The 19,869-nt window shown below is 68.8% G+C and carries 23 protein-coding genes; 10 read left to right on the plus strand and 13 right to left on the minus strand.

Features of this window, described 5'->3' with window-relative positions:
• Nucleotides 1-69: 69 nt before the first annotated feature.
• Nucleotides 70-432 carry a DsrE family protein gene (locus ACIBG5_RS11635; protein WP_360443465.1) on the minus strand — a complete coding sequence of 121 codons (363 nt, stop codon included), beginning with the start codon at nucleotides 430-432 and terminating at the stop codon, nucleotides 70-72.
• A 167-nt stretch (nucleotides 433-599) separates the two neighbouring features.
• Between ACIBG5_RS11635 and ACIBG5_RS11640 the strand changes: the two genes are divergently transcribed.
• Complete coding sequence (locus ACIBG5_RS11640; protein ID WP_360443467.1) at nucleotides 600-1,094, plus strand: FABP family protein; 495 nt, start codon at nucleotides 600-602, stop codon at nucleotides 1,092-1,094.
• A 174-nt stretch (nucleotides 1,095-1,268) separates the two neighbouring features.
• Here the strand turns inward: ACIBG5_RS11640 and ACIBG5_RS11645 are convergent, their stop codons facing one another.
• Both ACIBG5_RS11645 and ACIBG5_RS11650 read right to left on the minus strand, forming a co-directional pair.
• Complete coding sequence (locus ACIBG5_RS11645; RefSeq protein WP_396391484.1) at nucleotides 1,269-1,946, minus strand: response regulator; 678 nt, start codon at nucleotides 1,944-1,946, stop codon at nucleotides 1,269-1,271.
• Complete coding sequence (locus ACIBG5_RS11650) at nucleotides 1,939-3,195, minus strand: sensor histidine kinase (protein WP_396391485.1); 1,257 nt, start codon at nucleotides 3,193-3,195, stop codon at nucleotides 1,939-1,941. Before ACIBG5_RS11650 ends, ACIBG5_RS11645 begins: the two co-directional genes overlap by 8 nt.
• A 126-nt stretch (nucleotides 3,196-3,321) precedes the next feature.
• Here ACIBG5_RS11650 and ACIBG5_RS11655 point away from each other — a divergent pair, with 126 nt between their 5' ends.
• Nucleotides 3,322-4,704: a cation:dicarboxylate symporter family transporter gene (locus ACIBG5_RS11655; protein WP_396391486.1), complete on the plus strand. Its 1,383-nt coding sequence runs from the start codon at nucleotides 3,322-3,324 to the stop codon at nucleotides 4,702-4,704.
• A 65-nt stretch (nucleotides 4,705-4,769) separates the two neighbouring features.
• Here the strand turns inward: ACIBG5_RS11655 and ACIBG5_RS11660 are convergent, their stop codons facing one another.
• Complete coding sequence (locus ACIBG5_RS11660) at nucleotides 4,770-5,591, minus strand: LLM class flavin-dependent oxidoreductase (protein ID WP_396391487.1); 822 nt, start codon at nucleotides 5,589-5,591, stop codon at nucleotides 4,770-4,772.
• Nucleotides 5,592-5,702: 111 nt separating this feature from the next.
• Between ACIBG5_RS11660 and ACIBG5_RS11665 the strand changes: the two genes are divergently transcribed.
• Together ACIBG5_RS11665 and ACIBG5_RS11670 are read left to right on the plus strand one after the other, a co-directional pair.
• The gene (locus ACIBG5_RS11665; RefSeq protein ID WP_396391488.1) at nucleotides 5,703-6,698 is read left to right on the plus strand and encodes a YgfZ/GcvT domain-containing protein; all 996 of its coding nucleotides are present in this window, start codon (nucleotides 5,703-5,705) and stop codon (nucleotides 6,696-6,698) included.
• 46 nt (nucleotides 6,699-6,744) lie between these two features.
• Nucleotides 6,745-7,701, plus strand: coding sequence for an asparaginase (locus ACIBG5_RS11670; RefSeq protein WP_396391490.1), 957 nt, complete (start codon nucleotides 6,745-6,747; stop codon nucleotides 7,699-7,701).
• On the opposite strand, the gene ACIBG5_RS11675 is transcribed toward ACIBG5_RS11670, so the two are convergent.
• Both ACIBG5_RS11675 and ACIBG5_RS11680 read right to left on the minus strand, forming a co-directional pair.
• A complete protein-coding gene (locus ACIBG5_RS11675; protein ID WP_396391491.1) occupies nucleotides 7,694-8,965 on the minus strand; it encodes an erythromycin esterase family protein in 1,272 nt (423 codons plus the stop codon). The genes ACIBG5_RS11670 and ACIBG5_RS11675 overlap by 8 nt on opposite strands.
• Nucleotides 8,966-9,061: 96 nt before the next feature.
• Nucleotides 9,062-9,697 carry a TetR/AcrR family transcriptional regulator gene (locus tag ACIBG5_RS11680; RefSeq protein ID WP_396391492.1) on the minus strand — a complete coding sequence of 212 codons (636 nt, stop codon included), beginning with the start codon at nucleotides 9,695-9,697 and terminating at the stop codon, nucleotides 9,062-9,064.
• Between the two features lie 285 nt (nucleotides 9,698-9,982).
• On the opposite strand from ACIBG5_RS11680, the gene typA reads away from it, so the two are divergent.
• Entirely contained in the window at nucleotides 9,983-11,848 is a 1,866-nt protein-coding gene (gene typA / locus ACIBG5_RS11685; protein WP_396391493.1) for a translational GTPase TypA, read from the plus strand.
• A gap of 138 nt (nucleotides 11,849-11,986) precedes the next feature.
• Nucleotides 11,987-12,550 (plus strand): L,D-transpeptidase, encoded by a 564-nt coding sequence (locus tag ACIBG5_RS11690; RefSeq protein WP_396391494.1) that lies wholly within the window; start codon nucleotides 11,987-11,989, stop codon nucleotides 12,548-12,550.
• Here ACIBG5_RS11690 and ACIBG5_RS11695 read toward each other — a convergent pair.
• Nucleotides 12,538-13,047, minus strand: coding sequence for a macro domain-containing protein (locus ACIBG5_RS11695; RefSeq protein ID WP_396391495.1), 510 nt, complete (start codon nucleotides 13,045-13,047; stop codon nucleotides 12,538-12,540). The two genes, ACIBG5_RS11690 and ACIBG5_RS11695, sit on opposite strands and share 13 nt — an antisense overlap.
• A 132-nt stretch (nucleotides 13,048-13,179) precedes the next feature.
• Between ACIBG5_RS11695 and ACIBG5_RS11700 the strand changes: the two genes are divergently transcribed.
• On the plus strand, nucleotides 13,180-13,980 hold the full coding sequence (locus ACIBG5_RS11700) for a L,D-transpeptidase family protein (protein ID WP_396391496.1): 801 nt from the start codon (nucleotides 13,180-13,182) through the stop codon (nucleotides 13,978-13,980).
• 4 nt (nucleotides 13,981-13,984) lie between these two features.
• On the opposite strand, the gene ACIBG5_RS11705 is transcribed toward ACIBG5_RS11700, so the two are convergent.
• From ACIBG5_RS11705 to ACIBG5_RS11720, 4 genes are all read right to left on the minus strand, one after another.
• The gene (locus ACIBG5_RS11705) at nucleotides 13,985-14,335 is read right to left on the minus strand and encodes a DUF2516 family protein (protein WP_131353121.1); all 351 of its coding nucleotides are present in this window, start codon (nucleotides 14,333-14,335) and stop codon (nucleotides 13,985-13,987) included.
• An 81-nt stretch (nucleotides 14,336-14,416) separates the two neighbouring features.
• Nucleotides 14,417-14,938, minus strand: a complete 522-nt coding sequence (locus ACIBG5_RS11710; RefSeq protein ID WP_396391498.1) for a hypothetical protein — start codon at nucleotides 14,936-14,938, stop codon at nucleotides 14,417-14,419.
• Nucleotides 14,939-14,972: 34 nt separating this feature from the next.
• Nucleotides 14,973-15,416, minus strand: a complete 444-nt coding sequence (locus tag ACIBG5_RS11715; RefSeq protein ID WP_396391499.1) for a helix-turn-helix domain-containing protein — start codon at nucleotides 15,414-15,416, stop codon at nucleotides 14,973-14,975.
• Between the two features lie 81 nt (nucleotides 15,417-15,497).
• On the minus strand, nucleotides 15,498-16,250 hold the full coding sequence (locus ACIBG5_RS11720) for an SDR family NAD(P)-dependent oxidoreductase (protein ID WP_396391500.1): 753 nt from the start codon (nucleotides 16,248-16,250) through the stop codon (nucleotides 15,498-15,500).
• Between the two features lie 83 nt (nucleotides 16,251-16,333).
• On the opposite strand from ACIBG5_RS11720, the gene mshA reads away from it, so the two are divergent.
• From mshA to ACIBG5_RS11735, 3 genes are read left to right on the plus strand one after another with little or no spacing between them, the layout of a single operon-like run.
• Complete coding sequence (mshA, locus tag ACIBG5_RS11725) at nucleotides 16,334-17,584, plus strand: D-inositol-3-phosphate glycosyltransferase (protein WP_396392036.1); 1,251 nt, start codon at nucleotides 16,334-16,336, stop codon at nucleotides 17,582-17,584.
• On the plus strand, nucleotides 17,581-18,069 hold the full coding sequence (locus ACIBG5_RS11730) for a YbjN domain-containing protein (protein WP_131353116.1): 489 nt from the start codon (nucleotides 17,581-17,583) through the stop codon (nucleotides 18,067-18,069). The genes mshA and ACIBG5_RS11730 overlap by 4 nt, the downstream gene beginning before the upstream one ends.
• A gap of 10 nt (nucleotides 18,070-18,079) precedes the next feature.
• Nucleotides 18,080-18,826, plus strand: a complete 747-nt coding sequence (locus ACIBG5_RS11735; RefSeq protein ID WP_360458520.1) for a phosphoglyceromutase — start codon at nucleotides 18,080-18,082, stop codon at nucleotides 18,824-18,826.
• Here the strand turns inward: ACIBG5_RS11735 and ACIBG5_RS11740 are convergent.
• Together ACIBG5_RS11740 and phoU are read right to left on the minus strand one after the other, a co-directional pair.
• On the minus strand, nucleotides 18,807-19,028 hold the full coding sequence (locus ACIBG5_RS11740) for a hypothetical protein (RefSeq protein ID WP_396391501.1): 222 nt from the start codon (nucleotides 19,026-19,028) through the stop codon (nucleotides 18,807-18,809). The genes ACIBG5_RS11735 and ACIBG5_RS11740 overlap by 20 nt on opposite strands.
• An 84-nt stretch (nucleotides 19,029-19,112) precedes the next feature.
• Nucleotides 19,113-19,823: a phosphate signaling complex protein PhoU gene (gene phoU / locus ACIBG5_RS11745; protein WP_396391502.1), complete on the minus strand. Its 711-nt coding sequence runs from the start codon at nucleotides 19,821-19,823 to the stop codon at nucleotides 19,113-19,115.
• Nucleotides 19,824-19,869 lie beyond the last annotated feature (46 nt).

Here is a 19,869-nt window from a genome sequence, read left to right on the forward strand (position 1 = left end):
TTCCACTACAACGCAGATCGCCCGCCTCGAACGCCGTTCACCGGTTACTGCTTGCGAACGGCCGGACCGTCAGTAGACGATCGCCTGCGTCCCGTCGGTGAGGATCTCCTCGGTGAACGCCGGGGCGCCGGCGATCCGGGTGCCGGGGAGCAGGTCGGCCTCGGTGAGGTCGCGGCGCTTCGCGCACTGGGTGCAGACCGTGAGTTGCCCGCCCTCCAGAACCGCGCCGACCAGGTCCGCCAGCGGCGCCGCGTGCGGAAGTTCGAAGGTCTCGGCGCGCCCGGGGACGGCGAACCAGACGGCGTCGCCGGTCAGCCATAGGGAGACGGTGGCTCCGGCGGCCACGGCGGTGGCGGCGACGGTGAACGCCTGGTTCGCGCGTTCGGCCTCTTCGGCGCCTGCGGTCAGCTTGATCACCAGGGTGCGAGACATCACGCCACGGTAACCGAAGCTTCCGGGCCGGTATCCCCTAGACTGGCCGACGTGTTGCACGTCATCTTCACCACGCTGCTGGTCCTGGTCGTTGTGTTCATGGGCTGGTTCTCGGCCTTCGTCGTCTACCGGCTGTACCGCGGCCGCAGCGCGAACTGAGTGATCTGATGGCGTTCGAGATCCCGCAGGACCTGCACCCCGACCTGATCCCACTCGCGTGGCTGCTCGGTCGCTGGGAAGGCCGCGGCCACGGCGACTACCCGACGATCGAGAAGTTCGAGTTCGGGCAGCAGATCGACTTCAGCCACAACGGCAAGCCGTACCTGCACTACGTCAGCCAGACCTACGTGGTCGGCGAGGACGGCACGAAGGAGCGCCCGCTGGCGGTCGAGACCGGCTTCTGGCGGCCGCAGCCGGACAACAAGGTCGAGGTCATCCTGGCCCACCCGACCGGCTTCGCCGAGATCTGGTACGGCGACATCGACGGCGCGAAGATCGAATTGCAGACCGACGTCATCGCCCGGACCGTGAGCGCCAAGGAAGTCACCGCCGGCCACCGCCTCTACGGCCTGGTCAAGGGCGAGCTGCTCTGGGCCTACGACATGGCCGCCGAGGGCCAGGCCCTCCAGCCCCACCTCTGGGCCACGCTGGTCCGCTCCTAACCCGCACACCTCCGCAGCCGCCCCGCGCCGCTCCCCGGACCTTTCTGCGCCGTGGTCTGGTGGGTTGACCCACGAGACTGCGGGTTGGCCCATCGCGTGCGGTTGGCCAACCCACACGCGGATGGGTCAGCCCACCAGAGCGGGCGGAGGGGCGGGGTGCGGGGCACACTGGGGTCAGCTCTCGGCGACCCAGGAGTACTCGACCTTCGGGCGTCCGCTGCGGCCGTCGTACCGCTGGGTGCGGAGCGCCTGTCCCTGGTCGGCGAGGTGCTCGAGGTAGCGGCGTGCGGTGATCCGGGAGGTGCCGAGCGACGTCGCGACCTCCTCGGCCGTCCATCCCTCCCGGTTGCCGAGCAGTTGTACGACGCGATCCAGCACCGAACCGGCCAGACCCTTCGGCACCGACGAGACGGTTGCTGGGTGCAACAACCGGTCGACCTCGTCCTGATCTGCGACCACCTGCCCGGCCTCGGCCGCTCGCCGCTGCCGTGCGTACGCCGTCAGCCGGTCCCGCAGAGTCTCGTAGGCAAAGGGTTTCAGCACATATTGCACGACGCCGATCCGTGCCGCGGCCTGTACCGCAGCGACTTCGCGCGCCGACGTCACCGCGACCACGTCGATCTGGTTGCCCAGGGCCCGCAGTCGGCGGACCACGTCGAGTCCATGCCCGTCGGGCAGGTTCATGTCCAGCAGCACCAGGTCGATCTCGCCACGGGCCAGGACCTGCAGCGCACGAGCCGCCGTACCGGCGACGCCGATGCAGGTGAAGCCCTCCAGGCGATCGACGTACGTCCGATGGGCCTCCGCGGCGACCGGGTCGTCCTCGACGACGAGGACACGCAGGTCAGGCACTGGCGCTCATCGCCCGCGGCAGCCGGACCCGGACAGTCAGCGCCGGTACGTCGTCCAGCTCGGAGTCCGGGTCGACCATCAGCGTGCCCTGCCAGCGCTCGACCGTGCTGCGCACCAGCACGAGGCCGAGTCCGTGTCCCGGCTCCGCCTTCGTCGTCCAGCCCCGGTCGAACATGTGCGCCAGCTCGGTCGCACCCAGCTCCGCACCGGTGTTCGTGACGATCAGGTCGATCGCGTCGCGCGTCGTACCGGCCCGCAGCTCGACCCGGCGTGGAGCGGGACCACCCCGCGCGGCCTCGATCGCGTTGTCCAGCAGGTTTCCGACGACCGTGACCACATCCTGCGCGGGCAACCGCGTGTTCAGCGGCTCCTGGCCGAGCTCCAGCGTCAGCACCACACCGCGTTCCTGCGCCTGTGCGAGCTTGGCGAGCAGCAGCGACGCGAGCACAGGATCGCCGACCGTACCGACCACCCGATCCGTCATCGCCTGTGCGAACTGCAGCTCGGACACCGCGAACTCGCGGGCTCGCTCCGGCCTGCCGATCTCGATCAGGCTGACCACGGTGTGCAGCCGGTTGGACGCCTCGTGGTTCTGCGCCTGCAGGGATTCGGCCAGACTTCTCACCGCATCCAGCTCACCGAGCAGCCGCTGCAGCTCGGTGTGGTCTCGCAGCGTCACGATGCGGCCCGAGCGTGACGGTTGCTGGTTCACGACCACCACGCCCTGCACTCCGAGGTGGAGTTCGTCGTACGCCGTTCTACCCGCGCGCAGCAACTCCGCGAGCGTGGAGGGCAGATGCAGGTCCTCGATCGGCGTACCCGGGATGACCTCGCTCAGGCCGAGTAGCTCCAGGGCTTCGTCATTGGCGAGCTGGACGCGGCCGTCGGCGTCCAGCAGGATCAGGCCTTCGCGGGCGGCGTGCAGCACGCCTTCGTAGAAGTCGAGCATCCGGGCCAGCGACTGGGTGCCCATGCCGCGGGTGGCCCGGCGGACCCGCCAGGTGACGAGCGCGTTGCCGGCGATCGCGACCCCGAGCATGAGGCTGGCGACGCCGAGCATCGAGCGCAGGTCGAGCCGGATCAGCTCCCACCAGCCGGGTGGCGCGACGCCTGCAGCCGCCGCATCCCGCTCGGCCTGGGCGCGGGAGCGGCTGACCATGGTGATCGCCACCATCAGGATCAGGATCGCGACCGTGACCGTCTGCAGCCAGAGAACCTGGCGGCGCAGTTCCCACGGCCGGCGACGCATGCGGACAGTCTGCACCGAGAACGATATGAACGAAACGCGCACTTCTCCTGTGCGTCACGTCACAGTTACCCAAGCAGCATCCGGCCCCTCCTCCATTGCCCGCCGGCCGATACAGGGAGTCCCACCATGTCGAGCCCGACCGAACCGCGACCGACCCCGGTCCGCAACGACCGGACCCATTTCCTCTACATCGCCGTCATCGTCGCCGTCCTGCTCGGCATCGGTGTCGGCTTCCTCTTCCCGGACTTCGCGGTCGAGCTGAAACCGCTCGGCACCGGGTTCGTGAACCTGATCAAGATGCTCATCAGCCCGATCATCTTCTGCACGCTGGTACTCGGCATCGGCTCGGTCCGGCAGGCCGCCAGCGTCGGCAAGGTCGGCGGTCTCGCGCTCCTCTACTTCCTGGTGATGTCGACGGTCGCGCTCGGTATCGGCCTGGTGGTCGGCAACATCGTCCAGCCGGGTTCCGGTCTGAACCTGACCGACAAGCTCCGCGAGACCGGCCAGAAGCAGGCCGCCGGCGCGCACGAGAGCACGACCGACTTCATCCTCGGCATCATCCCGAAGTCGCTGCTGTCCTCGCTGACCGAGGGTGAGGTGCTGCAGACCGTGCTGGTCGCCCTGCTGGTCGGCTTCGCGCTGCAGGCGATGGCCGCCAAGGGTGAGCCGATCCTGACCGCCATCGGGCACATCCAGCGGCTGGTGTTCAAGATCCTGTCGATGATCATGTGGACCGCGCCGATCGGTGCGTTCGGCGCGATCGCGGCCGTCGTCGGCGCCACCGGCTGGGACGCGCTGGTCAGCCTGGGCAAGATCATGCTGGCCTTCTACATCACCTGTCTGCTCTTCGTGATCGTTGTCCTGGGCACCGTTCTTCGCGTGGTCACCGGGATGTCGATCTTCCAGCTGCTGCGCTATCTGGGCCGGGAGTTCCTGCTGATCGTGTCGAGCTCGTCGTCGGAGACCGCGCTGCCGAGGCTGATCGGCAAGATGGAGCATCTCGGTGTCGGCAAGCAGGTCGTCGGTATCACCGTCCCGACCGGCTACTCGTTCAACCTGGACGGCACCGCGATCTACCTGACCATGGCGTCGCTGTTCATCGCCGAGGCGATGGACACGCCGTTCTCTATCGGCCAGCAGATCTCCCTGCTGCTGTTCATGATCGTGGCGTCGAAGGGTGCTGCCGGTGTCACCGGTGCTGGCCTTGCCACGCTGGCCGGCGGTCTGCAGTCGCACCGGCCGGAGCTGGTCGACGGCGTCGGCTTGATCGTCGGCATCGACCGGTTCATGTCCGAGGCCCGGGCACTGACGAACTTCGCCGGCAACGCGGTCGCGACCGTCCTGGTCGGGCACTGGGTCGGGGCGTTCGACAAGGAGCAGGCCAAGCAGGTCTTCGCCGGTGACGATCCGTTCGACGAGGCCGCGTTCGCGGCCGGAGACACCCACGCGGGCGACGTTCCCCTCGAGGACAGTCGCAGTACCGAGCCCAGCCGCAGTATCGACCACTGAGCCACCTGTCCCACCCCTCCGGCACTGCCCGTCAGCTCCCCCCCGCTGACGGGCAGTGCCGTCTTTCAGCTCCCTGTGAGCTTCTGGACCACCGGGGCCAGGTCGTCGAGGTACGTCGAGTTGACCGTGATGTACGTCGTACCGAAGGTGTCCCGCCGGCGCTCCAGCTCGTCCGCCATCTGCTGAGGCGTACCGCGCAGCATCATCAGCGAGTCGCTCGCCTCCAGTTCCTCCGGCTCGACGCCGGAGGCCTGCTTCGTCCACGGCGGGAGCTCGCGCGTCCCGGCGGCGAAGAGGTTCATCGCCAGCTCGATCTCGTCCGCCCGCGGTCCGGCCAGTTCCCGCAGGTCCTGGACGAGTCGCAGGATCTCCGCACGCGGCGTCATCGCGTCCTTGGCGATCGACACGATGTCGGCCCGGGCCGCGGCCAGAGCCAGTGCCCGCGGTCCACCGGCGGCGAGCATGATCGGCGTACGCCGTTCGCCGTCGAGGTCCGCCAGCAGGTCGAGGGTCTCGCGGACCTGGTCGCGGCGCTCCTTGCCCGATCCGAACGGCAGGCCGATCTCGGCCGCCTGCTGCTCGACACCCGGGCGACCGGTTCCGATGCCGAAGTCGAAGCGGCCGTCGGTGAGCACGGTCAGCGTATGTGCGTCCCACGCGGCCTGCCGAGGCGTCCGCAGCGGGGCCGCGGCCACGAAGGTCCCGACCCGGATGTCGGCCAGCGTCGCGGCCATCGCGAGCGAGGCGAACGGTGACGGCAGCTGCAGGCCGTCGGGCATCAGCACGCTGGTGTAGCCGAGCTCTGCGGCCCGTCGCACCGTCGTGGTCCACTGCTCCGCGGTAGTCGGGCTGCCCACGACGCCGAAGCGAAATCGCTTGTCACTCATCGCCTTGCTCCCTTCACTGGATCCGATGCCTCCAGCCTGCCGCTGGGCCGGGTTGTCCACATCCCACGACGGGAGGCGTTCGCCGTACGCCGGCCGACGTACTCTGGTGACATGTCACGGATGCGCAGCCCCCTGCTCGACCGCCCCGGCGCGGTCGAGGCCGACGGACTCGACGCCGGGGTCGCGGCCCACTACGGCTCGGATCTGCGGGAGCAACGCGCCCTGGTCGCGGGGAAGGCGTTCGTCGACCTGTCACACCGTGAGGTCGTCACGATCACCGGTCCCGACAGGTTGACCTGGCTGCACGCGCTGACGACGCAGTACTTCGAGGGGCTCACGCCCGGTACGTCGACAACCGCGCTGCTGCTGTCGCCGACCGGCCATGTCGAGCACGTGATGTACGGCGTCGACGACGGCGAGACGTTCTGGCTGCACACCGAGCCCGGCGCGGCCGCGGCCCTGGTCGAGTGGCTGCAGAAGATGGTGTTCATGTCCCGGGTGGAGATCGCGGATGTGACCGACGACTACGCGATCGTCTGGCGGCCCGGACCGGCTCCCGCGGACGGCCCACTGACCCGCAGCGGTGCGGACTCGCTCGGCGGTCACGAGGTGTTCCTGCCGCGCGCCGAGTTGGCGGGTCTGGAGGGTCCGGCGGCTGGAGTCTGGGCGTACGAGGCGCTCCGGATCGAGGCAGGCAACCCACGGTTCGGCCTGGACATGGACGAGCGCGCGATTCCGAACGAGCTGGGCTGGCTCGGCGTCGGCGTACACCTGGACAAGGGCTGCTACCGCGGCCAGGAGACGGTCGCCCGGGTGAACAACCTCGGCCGCCCGCCACGCCGGCTGGTGCGACTGCACCTGGACGGTTCGGTCGACCACCTGCCCGCGCACGGGTACGCCGTACGCGCCGGAGACAAACAGGTCGGGTTCATCGGGTCTGCGGCGCGGCATCACGAGCTGGGCCCGATCGCACTGGCGCTGGTGAAGCGGAACGTGGACCCCGAGGTCGTGATCGAGGTGGTCGCCGAGGACCAGCCGACGGTGACCGCGACCCAGGAGGTCCTGGTCGACCCCGAGGTGGGGCTGCACGTGCGCTCGCGGCTGTGAGCCGGATCATTCGCAACACTGCTTTTTGCACCTGTACAGTTCAGCCGTGACCGAACCTGTGATCCTGGCCGACGTCGTCCGCAGCGGCTTCGTGGAGGGCCACCACCGCGGCTCCGTCGTGGTGACGAACCCCGACGGCTCCGTCGCGTGGGCGGCCGGCGTGGTGGACCAGCCGATGTTCCCGCGCTCGTCGAACAAGCCGATGCAGGCGCTCGGCATGCTCCGCAACGGGCTCACCCTCGACGGCAAGCTGCTGGCCCTGGCCGGCGCCTCCCACTCGGGCGAGCAGATCCACCTCGACGGCGTTCGCGAGATCCTCGCGATGGCCGGCACGGACGAGACCGCGCTGCGGACCCCGGAGGCGTACCCGCTGGCCGACGCGGCCCGGGACGCCTGGGTGCGCGCGGGACACGGACCGGAGCGGATCACGATGAACTGCTCGGGCAAGCACGCGGCGATGCTCCTGACCTGCCAGGTCAACGGGTGGGCGTTCGACGACTACCGTGCCCCGGATCACCCACTGCAGAAGGTGATCCGGACCGCGATCGAGGACTCGGCGGGGGAGAAGGCCTCGTACGTCGCGGTCGACGGGTGCGGCGCGCCGATCTTCGGTCTCAGCCTCGCCGGCCTGGCTCGCTCCTTCGGCCATTTCGCGGCCGCTGCTCCCGGCACGCTCGAGGCGCGGGTGAGGGATGCCTACCGGTCCTACCCGGAGTACGCCAGCGGGACCACGCGGGACGAGGCCGAGTTGATGCACGGCGTCGACGGCCTGTTCTGCAAGGCCGGAGCGGAGGGCGTGTACGCCGTAGGTCTGGCCGACGGCCGCGGCATCGCCCTCAAGATCGAGGACGGCGCCGCCCGGCCCCGCAAGGTCGTGATGGCCGCCGTCCTCCAGCGCCTCGGCTTCACCGACGACGTCGTCGAGAGCCACCTCCGCTTCCCGCTGTACGGCGGTGGCGTCGACGTCGGCGCCGTACAGCCACACCTTCCGACGTTCAGCTGACGAGCGGGTGCGTCGGGGTCACCTCCGGCGTGTGGATCACGACGTCGAACCAGTCGGAGAGGCTGTTGCCGGTCATATACGACGCGGGGCCGTACTCCGGGAGGCCGCGCGTCCGGGCGGTGCCGTGCAGCCAGGCGCGGACCGCGTCAGGTTGCGGGCGGCTGTGGAGTTCGAGGACGAACTGACCCTTCCGGGCAGTCGTGAGTTGGTGCTCGAACCAGTCGGACGGTGCCGGCGGCAGCGTGACCGGGCCGAGCGTCGTGCCGTGGTCGACTGTGCAGCCGACGGAGCGGTAGCGGTCGCCGTACCAGTCACGAAGGTACGAACCGGCGTTGCGGAAGACGACGTCCGGGTCCGGTGGGACGGTGACGCGCAGGCCGGGCGCGTTCGCCGTGTGCGCGTTCGCGGCCCAGTAGATGACCTTGTTCCGGCTGAAGCCATGCCACCAGCGCACGTTCTCCGCTGCTCGGGCGTCGCGATAACTCCAGATCTCGGCCTCTGGCAGGCTGAACGCCGTGTAGAACGACAGGATCTGCCGGGCGTGGTGCTCGGTGAGCGCGTAGTCCCGGTCGTTCGGCCGATGGGGCAGCTTCCGGACCATGGCGTGCACCGCCTGCGCCTTTGCGACGTACGGCGCCTTGTCCTTGACTTCCTTCCAGTACCACTGGACATACGCACCGATGTCCTCGAGATGCGGCCGGATGGGCGTCAGGCTGCGGCGCAGTTCGGCCAGCCGGTGCGGTGCGCGGCGGGCGACGTACTCGTCGATGGCGTCGTACGCGAGCTGCCGGGTGGCGAAGTACTCGGCGCCGGCGAACCGCACCTTGTCCCGGTGCGTGGCGTTGTACCCGCGCAGGTAGTCGAACAGTTCGGCGATCTCGTGGGTCCGGCTCTCGGTGCTCAGTTGGCCGACGAGTGCGTTGAGATCACCGCGTCCGGTCAGCACGTACTCGTTCAGCTGGGTGCCCAGCGACCAGTCGTCCTCGAACGCGATCGCCCGGAAGCCGAGCCGCTCCACGAGGTAGCGGACCACCCGCAGCTTCAGGTGCGTGAGCTCGGCCGTCGCATGGACGGCCTCCCCGAGCCCGACGATCTGTGCGCCACCGATGGACCGGCGCAGGTGGTCGAGATCTCCCAACGGCTCGGCATTGCGGGCGATCCAGCTCGTGATCGGGTCGCCGGAGGCCTGCGCCGGCGCCAGTCCGGTCGCGGTCGCCACACCTACCGCCGAGCCGGCCAGGAAAGTTCTTCGTGTGATGGTCATGCCACACCACTCTGGCCGGGCGAGGCGTCCCCGGCATCCGCCGCTGGAGGGCTTCACAGATACGCCGTCCGTCGTACGCACGGAGTCCGCCGCAGGTCATTTGGCGCGGAGGCGGTCCACCCGGGGTGAGTTGATCGGGAGCGGGGCGGCCGGGGTGGGCAGACCGTAACCGGCGTACAGGCGGCGGCGAATGTCTTCCACGGGGAAAGTCTCGCTGTAGATCGCGAGCTTCACCGTGACGCCCTCCAAGGTTGCTCTGAGCAACATTTCCTCGACGGCCGGGTCGGCGGCACCGCGGGCGGCGAAGACGGAGCGAATGGCGTCCTCGACCTGGCTGACCCGGGCCGACTTGTCGGCCTCGACGCGCGCGAAGACGTCGTGGGTGGTGGGCTGCATCATCAGCGTGATCGCGAGCCGCTGGATCGGGAGCGTCATGGCGGCCGCCATCAGGGCGCCGTCGATGATGCCGGCCAGGCGCTCGTCCGGGCTGCCCTCGATCGTCAGAATCCCGGCGATGCCGTCCAGCCAGCGGTCCAGCAGCTCGGCGGCCAGCTCTTCCTTGGCGGCGAAGTAGTACGAGACCAGGCCACGGGACACCCCGGCGGCCTCGGTGATCTCGGAGATCGATGCGGCCTCGTAGCCCTTGGCGGCGAAGACCTCCAGAGCTGCGGCCAGGATGCGCTCCCGGGAGCGCTCTCGCAGCTCCTGGTTCACGGTGGCCGAGCGCGGCACGGTTCCTTCCCCTGCTGGTCGTTACCCCGGAGGCCGAGCTACCCCCCATTCAGGTGCTCGGCGCTCCCGGGCTCGGACCCCCCGTTGTTTCAGGCCCCTCCCCAGGCGCCTTCTATAGACTGGACGTCCAGTCAACAAATGTCAAAGGCCTTCCCGTTTCGTGGACACGTGCCGTCACCGGTAAGATGAAAGGGCTGCGCCCTGCGTCGAGTGGCCATCTCGTGCGACACAACACGCCGTAGCCGCCGCCTGACACCCAGTCCCCATTGCTTGGAGCGCTTCCCCATGCCTGTCCGTAACGACCTGCGCAACGTCGCGATCGTGGCCCACGTCGACCACGGCAAGACCACCCTGGTCGACGCGATGCTGTGGCAGTCCGGCGCCTTCGGCGCGCATCAGCACGTGGACGAGCGGGCGATGGACTCCGGTGACCTGGAGCGTGAGAAGGGCATCACGATCCTGGCCAAGAACACCGCCGTCCGGCACAAGATGGCCAACGGCGAGCAGATGACGCTGAACATCATCGACACCCCCGGCCACGCCGACTTCGGCGGTGAGGTCGAGCGGGGCCTGTCGATGGTGGACGCGATCGTGCTGCTGGTGGACGCCTCCGAGGGCCCGCTGCCGCAGACCCGGTTCGTCCTGCGCAAGGCACTGGCGCGGCAGATGCCGGTGATCCTGGTGGTGAACAAGGTGGACCGCCCGGACGCCCGGATCGCCGAGGTCGTCGACGAGACGTACGAACTGTTCCTCGACCTGCTCGACCACGACGCGGACCAGAGCGCCCTCGACTTCCCCGTCGTCTACGCCTCCGCGCGGGCCGGCCGGGCCTCGCTGACCCAGCCCGCCGACGGCGGCATGCCGGACTCGGAGGACCTCGAGCCGCTGTTCGAGACGATCCTGGCCAACGTGCCGGCCCCGGAGTACACCGAGGGAGCGCCGCTGCAGGCGCACGTGACCAACCTGGACGCCTCGCCGTTCCTCGGCCGGCTCGCGCTGGTCCGGGTGCACGAAGGCACGCTGAAGAAGGGCGCCCAGGTTGCCTGGTGCCGTCATGACGGCTCGATCCAGCGGGTCAAGATCACCGAACTGCTGGTCACCGAGGCGCTCGAGCGGGTGCCCGGCGACTCGGCCGGTCCGGGCGACATCGTCGCGATCGCGGGCATCCCGGAGATCATGATCGGCGACACCCTGACCGACCCGGACAACCCCAAGCCGCTCCCGTTGATCACCGTGGACGAGCCGGCCATCTCGATGACGATCGGCACCAACACCTCGCCGCTGGCCGGCCGGGCGAAGGGCACCAAGGTGACCGCGCGGCTGGTCAAGGACCGGCTCGACCGCGAACTGGTCGGCAACGTGTCGCTCAAGGTCCTGCCGACCGAGCGGCCGGACGCCTGGGAGGTGCAGGGCCGCGGTGAGCTGGCGCTGGCCATCCTGGTCGAGCAGATGCGCCGCGAAGGCTACGAGCTGACCGTCGGCAAGCCGCAGGTGGTCACCCGCGAGATCGACGGCAAGCGGCACGAGCCGGTCGAGCGGCTGACGATCGACTGCCCGGAGGAGTACCTCGGCACGGTCACCCAGCTCCTCGCGGTCCGCAAGGGCCGGATGGAGCAGATGACCAACCACGGCACCGGCTGGGTCCGGATGGAGTTCCTGGTCCCCGCCCGCGGGCTGATCGGGTTCCGCACCGAGTTCCTGACCGACACCCGCGGTACCGGCATCGCGCACCACGTGTTCGAGGGGTACGAGCCGTGGTTCGGCGAGCTGCGGACGCGCCCGAGCGGTTCGCTGGTGTCGGACCGGTCCGGCGCCGCGACGTCGTACGCGATGATCAACCTGCAGGAGCGCGGCACCATGTTCGTGGAGCCGACCACCGAGGTGTACGAGGGCATGATCGTCGGTGAGAACTCGCGCAGTGACGACATGGACGTGAACATCACCAAGGAAAAGAAGATGACCAACGTCCGGTCGTCGACCGCGGACGAGTTCGAGAAGCTCGTCCCGGCCCGCAAGCTGTCGCTCGAGCAGTCGCTGGAGTTCTGCCGCGAGGACGAGTGCGTCGAGGTCACCCCGGACGCCATCCGCATGCGCAAGGTCGCCCTCACCCAGGTGGAGCGCTCGAAACTCGGTCGCAAGAACAAGGCCTGATCCACCGCAGAATCCCACTGGTGTGATACACCATTCCTCGGTCGGTCCGGGGGGACAAAGTTCCGGATCGTTACAACCAGACGTGACCCGCTGACGTCTGTCATGTGCAAGCAACTCTTTGGGGGAAGGAAGCAGGACATGGGAATTCTGCGTAAGCTCGGCGCCACCGTCACGGCAGCCGCGTTCGTGGGGGTGGGCGCACTGACCGCGACCACGACGGCCGAGGCCGCCGTAGTGGCACCGATGGTTGCGCCCCAGGCCGTGGTCGCGCCACAGAAGGCGACCGCGGCGGCGTCGTCGACCACACTCGTGCGGGGCAAGCTGCGGATCGACAAGCGGTGTATGACGAAGGGCCGGGTGCTGTGCATCAACAAGCGCACCCGGAAGTTGGTGTACATGGTGAACGGCAAGCCGATCCAGATCGCCGACGCACGGTTCGGCGGCCGTAAGACGCCGACCCGGCAGGGCGTCTTCAAGGTCCAGCGCAAGTCGAAGAACCACGTGTCGTCGCTGTACCACTCGCCGATGCCGTACGCGATGTTCTTCAGTGGTGGCCAGGCGGTGCACTACTCGGCGGACTTCAAGGCCCGCGGGTACAACGGTGCCTCGCACGGCTGCGTGAACATCCGCGACAAGAAGAAGATCGCCTGGATCTTCGCCCGGGTGAAGGTCGGCGACAAGGTCGTCGTCTACAACGCCTGACGAGACCGCAGCGCGGTCTGGAAGGCCTTGTAGAGCCGGGGTTCGACCAGGCAGAACGTGGCTTTGCCGACGGAGGTCGTCGTACGGAGAAGTGTCCGTACGGCGACCTCCGCCGCTGACTGGGCCGGCCAGCCGTAGATCCCCGCGGACACCGCGGGGAGACTGAGAGTCTTGGCCCCGAGCTCGTCCGCGATCCGCAACGCGTTGCGGTAACAGGACTCGAGCAACGCCGGATCCCGTTGGCCCGCGGTGTAATTCGGCCCGACCACGTGGATCACGTACGACGCCGGCAGGGCTCCCGCAGTCGTCCAAGCAGCCTCGCCGGTCGCGGCTCCGTTCGGGTACCGCTCGACCAGCTCCGCGAGGATCTCCGGCCCGCCGGCGCGGTGGATCGCGCCGTCCACGCCGCCTCCGCCGCGCAGTGCGTGATGGGCTGCGTTGACGATCGCATCGGCTGGAATCGTGGTGATGTCCGCCGTACTCAGGACGATCTCCATCGGCTCCTCCGATCACGACTTGCTCACAAAAGCTGCACAATCCGCAGTTCTCAACCTACGCTGGACCGCCAACCAAAAGACCGGTGAGGACGTCCTATGTAGGTAGGACGGGGTCTACCAAAGGGGTTTCCGATGCGCGCGCTGATCATTCTCAACGTGCTGGCCGGCGTCGTCTCCGGTGCCGTGATTGCGGCACTTGCTGGTCTCGGGATGAACGCAACCGCGGCGCCGACCGCCACGACGGACCTGAAGACGGTGCCGTTCGAGGTCAGCGGCGAGCTGCCGATCTACCCGAAGGCGCTGTGGAAGAACGGCTCCTCCGGTGCCACCGTCCGCAAGGTCGAGGCCCGGCTGGTCCAGCTGAAGCTGCTGGAGAAGCGCTACCAGGACAACGACTTCGGCACGATGACCCGGTCCGCGGTGAAGAAGTTCCAGAAGTCCAAGGGCATCCCCCAGATCGGGTACGTCGACCAGAACACCTGGAACAAGCTGTCCGCGGCCACCCGCGAGCCGACCCAGGCCGAGCTCTTCCCGCCGGCGCCGGTGGTCAACGGCAAGAAGCTGGACGCACGCTGCGCGACGGGGGTGGCGCTCTGCATCGACAAGACCACCCGCAAGCTGCGGTACGTCGTCGACGGTGTGGTCAAGATGCAGCTGGACGTCCGGTTCGGCGCGGTGAAGACGGCGACCCGCGAGGGCAGCTTCACGGTCGGCTGGAAGAGCCGGAACCACGTCTCGAAGCTGTACGACTCGAAGATGCCGTACGCGATGTTCTTCAGTGGCGGCCAGGCGGTGCACTACTCGTCGGACTTCGCGGCCCGCGGCTACAACGGTGCCTCGCACGGCTGCGTGAACGTCCGGGACCTGGGCAAGATCAAGGTCCTGTTCGACGAGGTCAACGTCGGCGACAAGGTCATCGTCTACCGCTCGTAAGGCTTTACAGGGGGCGCGGTCCCCGGCGGCGCCGGATGCCCCAGCCGCCCCGGCCACGGCCGGAGGCGGCGCGCAGGGCCGGTCGGGCGTCGACCAGGTAGACACCGGCGGCGACGATGCCGATCAGGCCGAAGAAGCTGAGCCAGCCCTGGAAGATCTGACTGAGCGTGAACACGATCAGGATCAGCATCCAGCCGGGTTTGGTCAGCTTGTCCGCGGCGACGAACACCGCCCGAGGCCGGAACGCCGCGTCCAGCAGCGCGACCAGCTTGAGTCCGAGCAGCACCCACCAGATGATCTCGAGCGGACCTGCGAACCCGGGAAAGAGGTTCGGGAACGTGGCGAGTGGGAGCATGCACACGAGCCTAACCGAAAGACCGGGCGGCCCACCTCTGCTCGGTCGCAGATCGGGGCCGCCCGGTGCGGAAAACTACCGTCAGTCGCCGACCTTGTCGGCAGCGTCCGTTGCCGCCTTGGAGGCGGTCTTCGCGGTCCTGCGGGCGCTCGTCGCGGTCGCCTTCACGTTGCGGGTCGCGGTCTGCGCGGTCTTCTTCGCGGTGGTGCGGGTCGCCTTCGCCTTGCTCACCGTGGTCTTGGCCTGGGTGACCAGGTCCTCGGTGGCCTTCTGGCTGCGGATCCGCTCGACCAGGTCCTTGCCGCGGCCGGCCAGGTCCTCGTAGGTCTCCTCGGCCTGGCCGAGCACGGTGGTGAAACCGGCCTGCGCGACGGCGGGCAGCTCACGCAGCTTGGCCGGGGCGGTCTTCGCGTCGGCCACGAAGGCGTCGAAGCGCTTGGTGACCTCGGACTGCGCCTTGGTCAGCTCGGTCTGCAGGGTCTTCTGGTCCAGCTTGGCGAACCGGGCGGTGACGTCCTCGCTGACCGCGCGGAACTTCTCCACCGCGAGGTCGCCGGCGCCGGCGATCGCGTAGAACGGGGTGACAGGCGTACGGGTAGCCATGGGCTTCTCCTCGGATGGTTGCAGCAGGATGCGATTACTTGGTGGTGCGTTTGCTTGCCGGGGACTTCTTGGCCGTCGGCCTGGCCGCGGCCGGCTCGTCGGAGGGCGTGTTCTCGCGGACGAAGGACGCGTAGACGTCCAGCAGGACACGCTTCTGCCGCTCGTTCAGGACGGGATCGAGCAGCACCGCGTCGACCACACCGGAAGCGCTCCGGCTGTCGGAACCGTCGTCCGGATCGAGGATGCCGGCCCGCACGTACAGAGTCTCCGCGGAGATCCGCAGCGCCTTCGCGAGCTGTTGCAGCACATCGGCCGACGGTTTCCGCAGGCCGCGCTCGATCTGGCTGAGGTACGGGTTCGACACACCGGCCAGGTCGGACAACTGCCGCAACGACAGCTGCGCGCTCCGCCGCTGCTCGGCGAGGTACTCCCCGACGGAGCCCACCGAACCCGCGACACGATCACTCAACCTGGCCATGCGTCCAGTGTGCTAGCAGGGTGCTTGCAATTGCAAGCAGGCAGGCCGTGAGGCCGCTCACGTCAGGGAGGTACGGCGCTTCTACTGCACCCGGTGAACCTTGTGCTGCGCGGCCTGGGCGCGCGGGCGGACCGTGATCCGGTCGATGTTCACGTGCGACGGGCGGGTCGCGATCCAGGCGACGATGTCGGCGATGTCTTCGGAGGTGAGCGGTTCGGCCACTCCGGCGTACACGGCGTCGGCCTTGGCCTGGTCGCCGCTGAAGCGGGTCAGCGCGAAGCCCTCGCTGCGGACCATGCCCGGGGCGATCTCGCAGACCCGAACCGGCTGGTCGAACAGTTCCAGGCGCAGGGTGTCGACGACCGCCGTGGCCGCGTGCTTCGCGGCGACGTACCCGCCGCCGCCCTCGTAGGCGACCTGACCGGCGGTCGATCCCATCACGATGATCGTGCCCTTCCCGGCGACGAGGGCCGGGAGCAACGACTTGGTGACCGCCGCGACGCCGATCACGTTCACCTCGTACATCTGCCGCCAGGCCTCGAGATCCGCGTCCGCGACCGGCTCGAACCCGAACGCGCCGCCGGCGTTGTTCACCAGCACCTGCAGCTGCTCACCGACCGCCTCGGTCAGCGCCGCCACGTCCTCGGCGGAGGTGACGTCGCACTGCACCGCGCGTCCGTCGATCTCCTTCGCCAGCGCCTCGATCCGGTCCAGCCTGCGGGCCGCACACACCACCTCGAACCCCGCACGGGCCAGGTACCGCGCCGACGCGGCCCCGATCCCACTGCTCGCTCCGGTCACCACGGCAAGAGGACGGCTGTTGCTGGAAGTCATACCCCGATTCTCCCAAACCGCGGCGGAGTTACCCTGACCAGGTGACCGTACCGTCCGCTGACCGTCCCGTTCGGCGGGTTGCGATGATCAGCCTGCACACGTCGCCGCTGGATCAGCCGGGTACCGGTGATGCCGGTGGGATGAACGTCTACGTGGTGGAGTTGTCCAAACGGCTTGCCGGGCTGGGGATCGAGATCGACGTCTTCACCCGGGCGACCTCGTCGGCGCTGCCCGCCAGGGTCGAGCTGATGCCGGGCGTGATGGTCCGCAACGTCGCCGCCGGGCCGTACGAGGGCCTGAGCAAGAACGAGCTCCCCGCCCAGCTGTGCACGTTCGCGCGGGCCGTACTGCGGGCCGAGGCGATCCACGAGCCGGGCTGGTACGACGTGATCCACTCGCACTACTGGCTCTCCGGCCAGGTCGGGCTGCTGGCCCGCGACCGCTGGGCCGTGCCGCTCGTCCACACCATGCACACGATGGCGAAGGTGAAGAACGCCAGCCTGGCGGAGGACGACGTACCCGAGCCACCGGCGCGACTCCTGGGTGAGGAGCAGGTGGTCGAGGCCGCGGACCGGCTGCTGGCCAACACCGACGACGAGGCCAACGAGCTCATCACCCTGTACGGCGCTCAGCCCGCGAAGGTCGGTGTGGTCAACCCAGGCGTGGATCTGGACATGTTCAGCCCCGGCGACCAGGCCGCGGCCCGGCGGGAGCTCGGCGTACCCCAGGACGCCGTCGTACTGGCGTTCGTCGGGCGGATCCAGCCGTTGAAGGCGCCCGATCTGCTGATCCGGGCCGCCGCGCACATGCTCGAGCAGGAGCCGTCGCTGCGCAGCCGGCTGGTCGTGGCGATCATCGGCGGCCCGTCCGGCAACGGGATGGAGCACCCGGAATCGCATGCGGAGCTGGCCCGGGCGCTCGGCGTCGACGACGTGACCCGGTTCGTGAAGCCGATGGAGCGGCCCGGCCTGGCCCAGTGGTACCGGGCCGCATCGGTTGTCTGCGTTCCGTCGTACTCGGAATCCTTCGGGCTGGTCGCGCTGGAGGCACAGGCCTGCGGCACGCCGGTGGTCGCGGCGGCTGTCGGCGGGCTGACGACCGCGGTCGTGGATCGGCGGACCGGGCTGCTGGTGCGGGGCCATGGGGTCGGTGAGTTCGCCGACGCGCTGGCCCGGATCGCGACGGATCCGCACACCCGCGAGACGATGAGCCGGGCGGCGGTCAAGCATGCGCAGGCCTTCGGCTGGGAACTGACCGCCAAGAAGACGCTGGCCGCGTACCGCACGGCCACGGACACGATGGCGGCCGAGCTGGCCGCGGAGGTGGCTGGGTGAGAGTTTCGGCGGCGGACGTGATCCGCCAGGTGCTGACCGAGAACGAGCTCGAGTTCACCGAGACGAGTCCGGGGGAGTTCAGCGCCGACCTGCCGGGCGAGCGGAAGCTGAAGACCACCGTCTCGCTGATCGTCGGGGCGCAGGCGGTCCAGGTGCACGCGTTCGTGGCCCGGCACCCGGACGAGAACCACGAAGCCGTCTACCGCTGGCTGCTGGAGCGGAACCTCAAGATGTACGGCGTCGCGTTCGCGGTCGACCACCTGGGTGACATCCACCTGGACGGGAAGGTTCCGCTGCACGCGATCACCCCGACCGAGGTGGACCGGCTGCTCGGCGCGGTGCTCGAGTACGCCGACTCGTCGTTCAACACGATCCTCGAACTCGGCTTCGCGTCGTCGATCCGCAAGGAGTACGAGTGGCGCGTCTCCCGCGGCGAATCCACCCGCAACCTGGACGCTTTCAAGGGCTGGCTGGAGCCCAAGTAGTCTGAGAGCCATGACCTATCGCCTCATCCTGCTCCGCCACGGCCACAGCGACTGGAACGCCAAGAACCTCTTCACCGGCTGGGTCGACGTCGACCTGAACGCCCAGGGCGTCGAGGAGGCGCAGCGCGGTGGCGAGTTGCTGCGTGACCGCGACCTGCTGCCCGACGTACTGCACACCTCGGTGCTGCGCCGGGCGATCCGTACCGCGACCATCGCCCTCGAGGTCGCCGACCGCCAGTGGATCGACGTCCGCCGGTCCTGGCGGCTGAACGAGCGGCACTACGGCGGCCTGCAGGGCAAGGACAAGAAGCAGACCCTGGAGGAGCTCGGCGAGGAGCAGTTCATGCTGTTCCGCCGTTCCTACGACACCCCGCCGCCGCCGATCGAGCGCGGCTCGGAGTACGACCAGGCCGGCGACCCGCGGTACGCCGGGCTCCCGTCAGACATCATGCCCACGACCGAGTGCCTGAAGGACGTCGTCGAGCGGATGCTGCCCTACTGGTACGACGCGATCGTGCCGGACCTGCGCGCCGGCAAGACCGTCCTGGTCGCCGCCCACGGCAACTCGCTCCGCGCCCTGGTCAAGCACCTGGACAACCTGGACGAGAAGACGGTCGTCGGCCTGAACATCCCGACCGGTATCCCGCTGTACTACGAACTGGACGAGGACTTCCACCCGATCACTCCGGGCGGCGAGTACCTCGACCCGATCGCCGCCAAGGAAGCCATCGAAGCCGTCAAGAACCAGGGCCGCTGACCTCCGCCCGAAGCTGCTCGAGCAGGGCCTGCAGCTCAGGACTCCGAGCCACCAGCTGAGGATTGTCCTCCAGGAGAGCGAGCTTGCTCTTCTGGAGGTTTCTCAGCTGCTGCTCCACCGCGTCGAGGTGCGCGAGCATCTCGGCGCCGTCCATGGCTGACACGTCGGTGTTGACCAGCCGCTCGGTCACAGATTCGTCCATGCCGAGCAAGCTATCGGAAACCTCGCCGCCGCACGTAAAAGGCGCCCCCGGCAACTATCTGCCGGGGGCGCTGTTGTGTCCGGGTCAGTTGGTGCCGTTGGGGTTCGGCGTGGAGGCGCCGGCGCCGGAGCCTGCCGCCGTACCGCCGATGGCGACCGGGAGCTCGCCGGTGACCAGGTAGACGACCCGCCGGGCCATCGACACCGCGTGGTCGGAGATGCGCTCGTAGTACCGGCCGAGCAGGGCGATGTCGACCGCGACCTCGACGCCGTGCGGCCAGGCGTCGTCCATCATCAGCCGGAACTGGTTGGTGCGCAGCTTGTCCATCTGGTCGTCGGTCGACTCCAGCTTGCTCGCCGCCTCGACGTCGCGGCTCTTGATCACGTCGCCGGCGGCGTCGACCATCTTGCCGGCCACTGTGCCCATCTCCTGGATCACGTCGTGCAGCTCGTCCGGGATGGCCGGCGACGGGTAGCGCAGCCGCGCGATCTTGGACACGTGCGCGGCCAGGTCGCCCATCCGCTCCAGGTCGGCGACCATCCGCAGGGCGGCGACCAGCATCCGCAGTTCGTTGGCGACCGGCGACTGCCGCGCCATCAGCTCGAAGACCTTCTCCTCGACGCCCTCGCCGGCCGCGTCCAGCTGGATGTCCGAGGCGATGACCTCTTCGGCCATCCGGATGTCGGCTTCCAGCAGGGCCGAGGTCGAGCGGCGTACGGCGGTGGACACCGTGCGGGTCATCCGTTCCAGCTCGGCGAGGATGTCGTCGAGCTGCTCGTGGTAGGTGTCACGCATTGTGTTCGTTTCCGATCTCTGGTGTCCGGTTGCCGCGAGGGGCTGA

Source organism: Kribbella sp. NPDC050241 (assembly GCF_044459685.1).
Classification (GTDB): Bacteria; Actinomycetota; Actinomycetes; order Propionibacteriales; family Kribbellaceae; genus Kribbella.

Coding starts and splice junctions, on each gene's coding strand:
- ACIBG5_RS11635 (WP_360443465.1), bottom strand. CDS start 432: ATGTCTCGCACCCTGGTGATCAAGCTGACCGCAGGCGCCGAAGAGGCC.
- ACIBG5_RS11640 (WP_360443467.1), top strand. CDS start 600: ATGGCGTTCGAGATCCCGCAGGACCTGCACCCCGACCTGATCCCACTC.
- ACIBG5_RS11650 (WP_396391485.1), bottom strand. CDS start 3,195: ATGCGTCGCCGGCCGTGGGAACTGCGCCGCCAGGTTCTCTGGCTGCAG.
- ACIBG5_RS11655 (WP_396391486.1), top strand. CDS start 3,322: ATGTCGAGCCCGACCGAACCGCGACCGACCCCGGTCCGCAACGACCGG.
- ACIBG5_RS11660 (WP_396391487.1), bottom strand. CDS start 5,591: ATGAGTGACAAGCGATTTCGCTTCGGCGTCGTGGGCAGCCCGACTACC.
- ACIBG5_RS11665 (WP_396391488.1), top strand. CDS start 5,703: ATGTCACGGATGCGCAGCCCCCTGCTCGACCGCCCCGGCGCGGTCGAG.
- ACIBG5_RS11675 (WP_396391491.1), bottom strand. CDS start 8,965: ATGACCATCACACGAAGAACTTTCCTGGCCGGCTCGGCGGTAGGTGTG.
- typA (WP_396391493.1), top strand. CDS start 9,983: ATGCCTGTCCGTAACGACCTGCGCAACGTCGCGATCGTGGCCCACGTC.
- ACIBG5_RS11690 (WP_396391494.1), top strand. CDS start 11,987: ATGGGAATTCTGCGTAAGCTCGGCGCCACCGTCACGGCAGCCGCGTTC.
- ACIBG5_RS11695 (WP_396391495.1), bottom strand. CDS start 13,047: ATGGAGATCGTCCTGAGTACGGCGGACATCACCACGATTCCAGCCGAT.
- ACIBG5_RS11700 (WP_396391496.1), top strand. CDS start 13,180: ATGCGCGCGCTGATCATTCTCAACGTGCTGGCCGGCGTCGTCTCCGGT.
- ACIBG5_RS11705 (WP_131353121.1), bottom strand. CDS start 14,335: ATGCTCCCACTCGCCACGTTCCCGAACCTCTTTCCCGGGTTCGCAGGT.
- ACIBG5_RS11710 (WP_396391498.1), bottom strand. CDS start 14,938: ATGGCTACCCGTACGCCTGTCACCCCGTTCTACGCGATCGCCGGCGCC.
- ACIBG5_RS11715 (WP_396391499.1), bottom strand. CDS start 15,416: ATGGCCAGGTTGAGTGATCGTGTCGCGGGTTCGGTGGGCTCCGTCGGG.
- ACIBG5_RS11720 (WP_396391500.1), bottom strand. CDS start 16,250: ATGACTTCCAGCAACAGCCGTCCTCTTGCCGTGGTGACCGGAGCGAGC.
- mshA (WP_396392036.1), top strand. CDS start 16,334: ATGATCAGCCTGCACACGTCGCCGCTGGATCAGCCGGGTACCGGTGAT.
- ACIBG5_RS11735 (WP_360458520.1), top strand. CDS start 18,080: ATGACCTATCGCCTCATCCTGCTCCGCCACGGCCACAGCGACTGGAAC.
- ACIBG5_RS11740 (WP_396391501.1), bottom strand. CDS start 19,028: ATGGACGAATCTGTGACCGAGCGGCTGGTCAACACCGACGTGTCAGCC.
- phoU (WP_396391502.1), bottom strand. CDS start 19,823: ATGCGTGACACCTACCACGAGCAGCTCGACGACATCCTCGCCGAGCTG.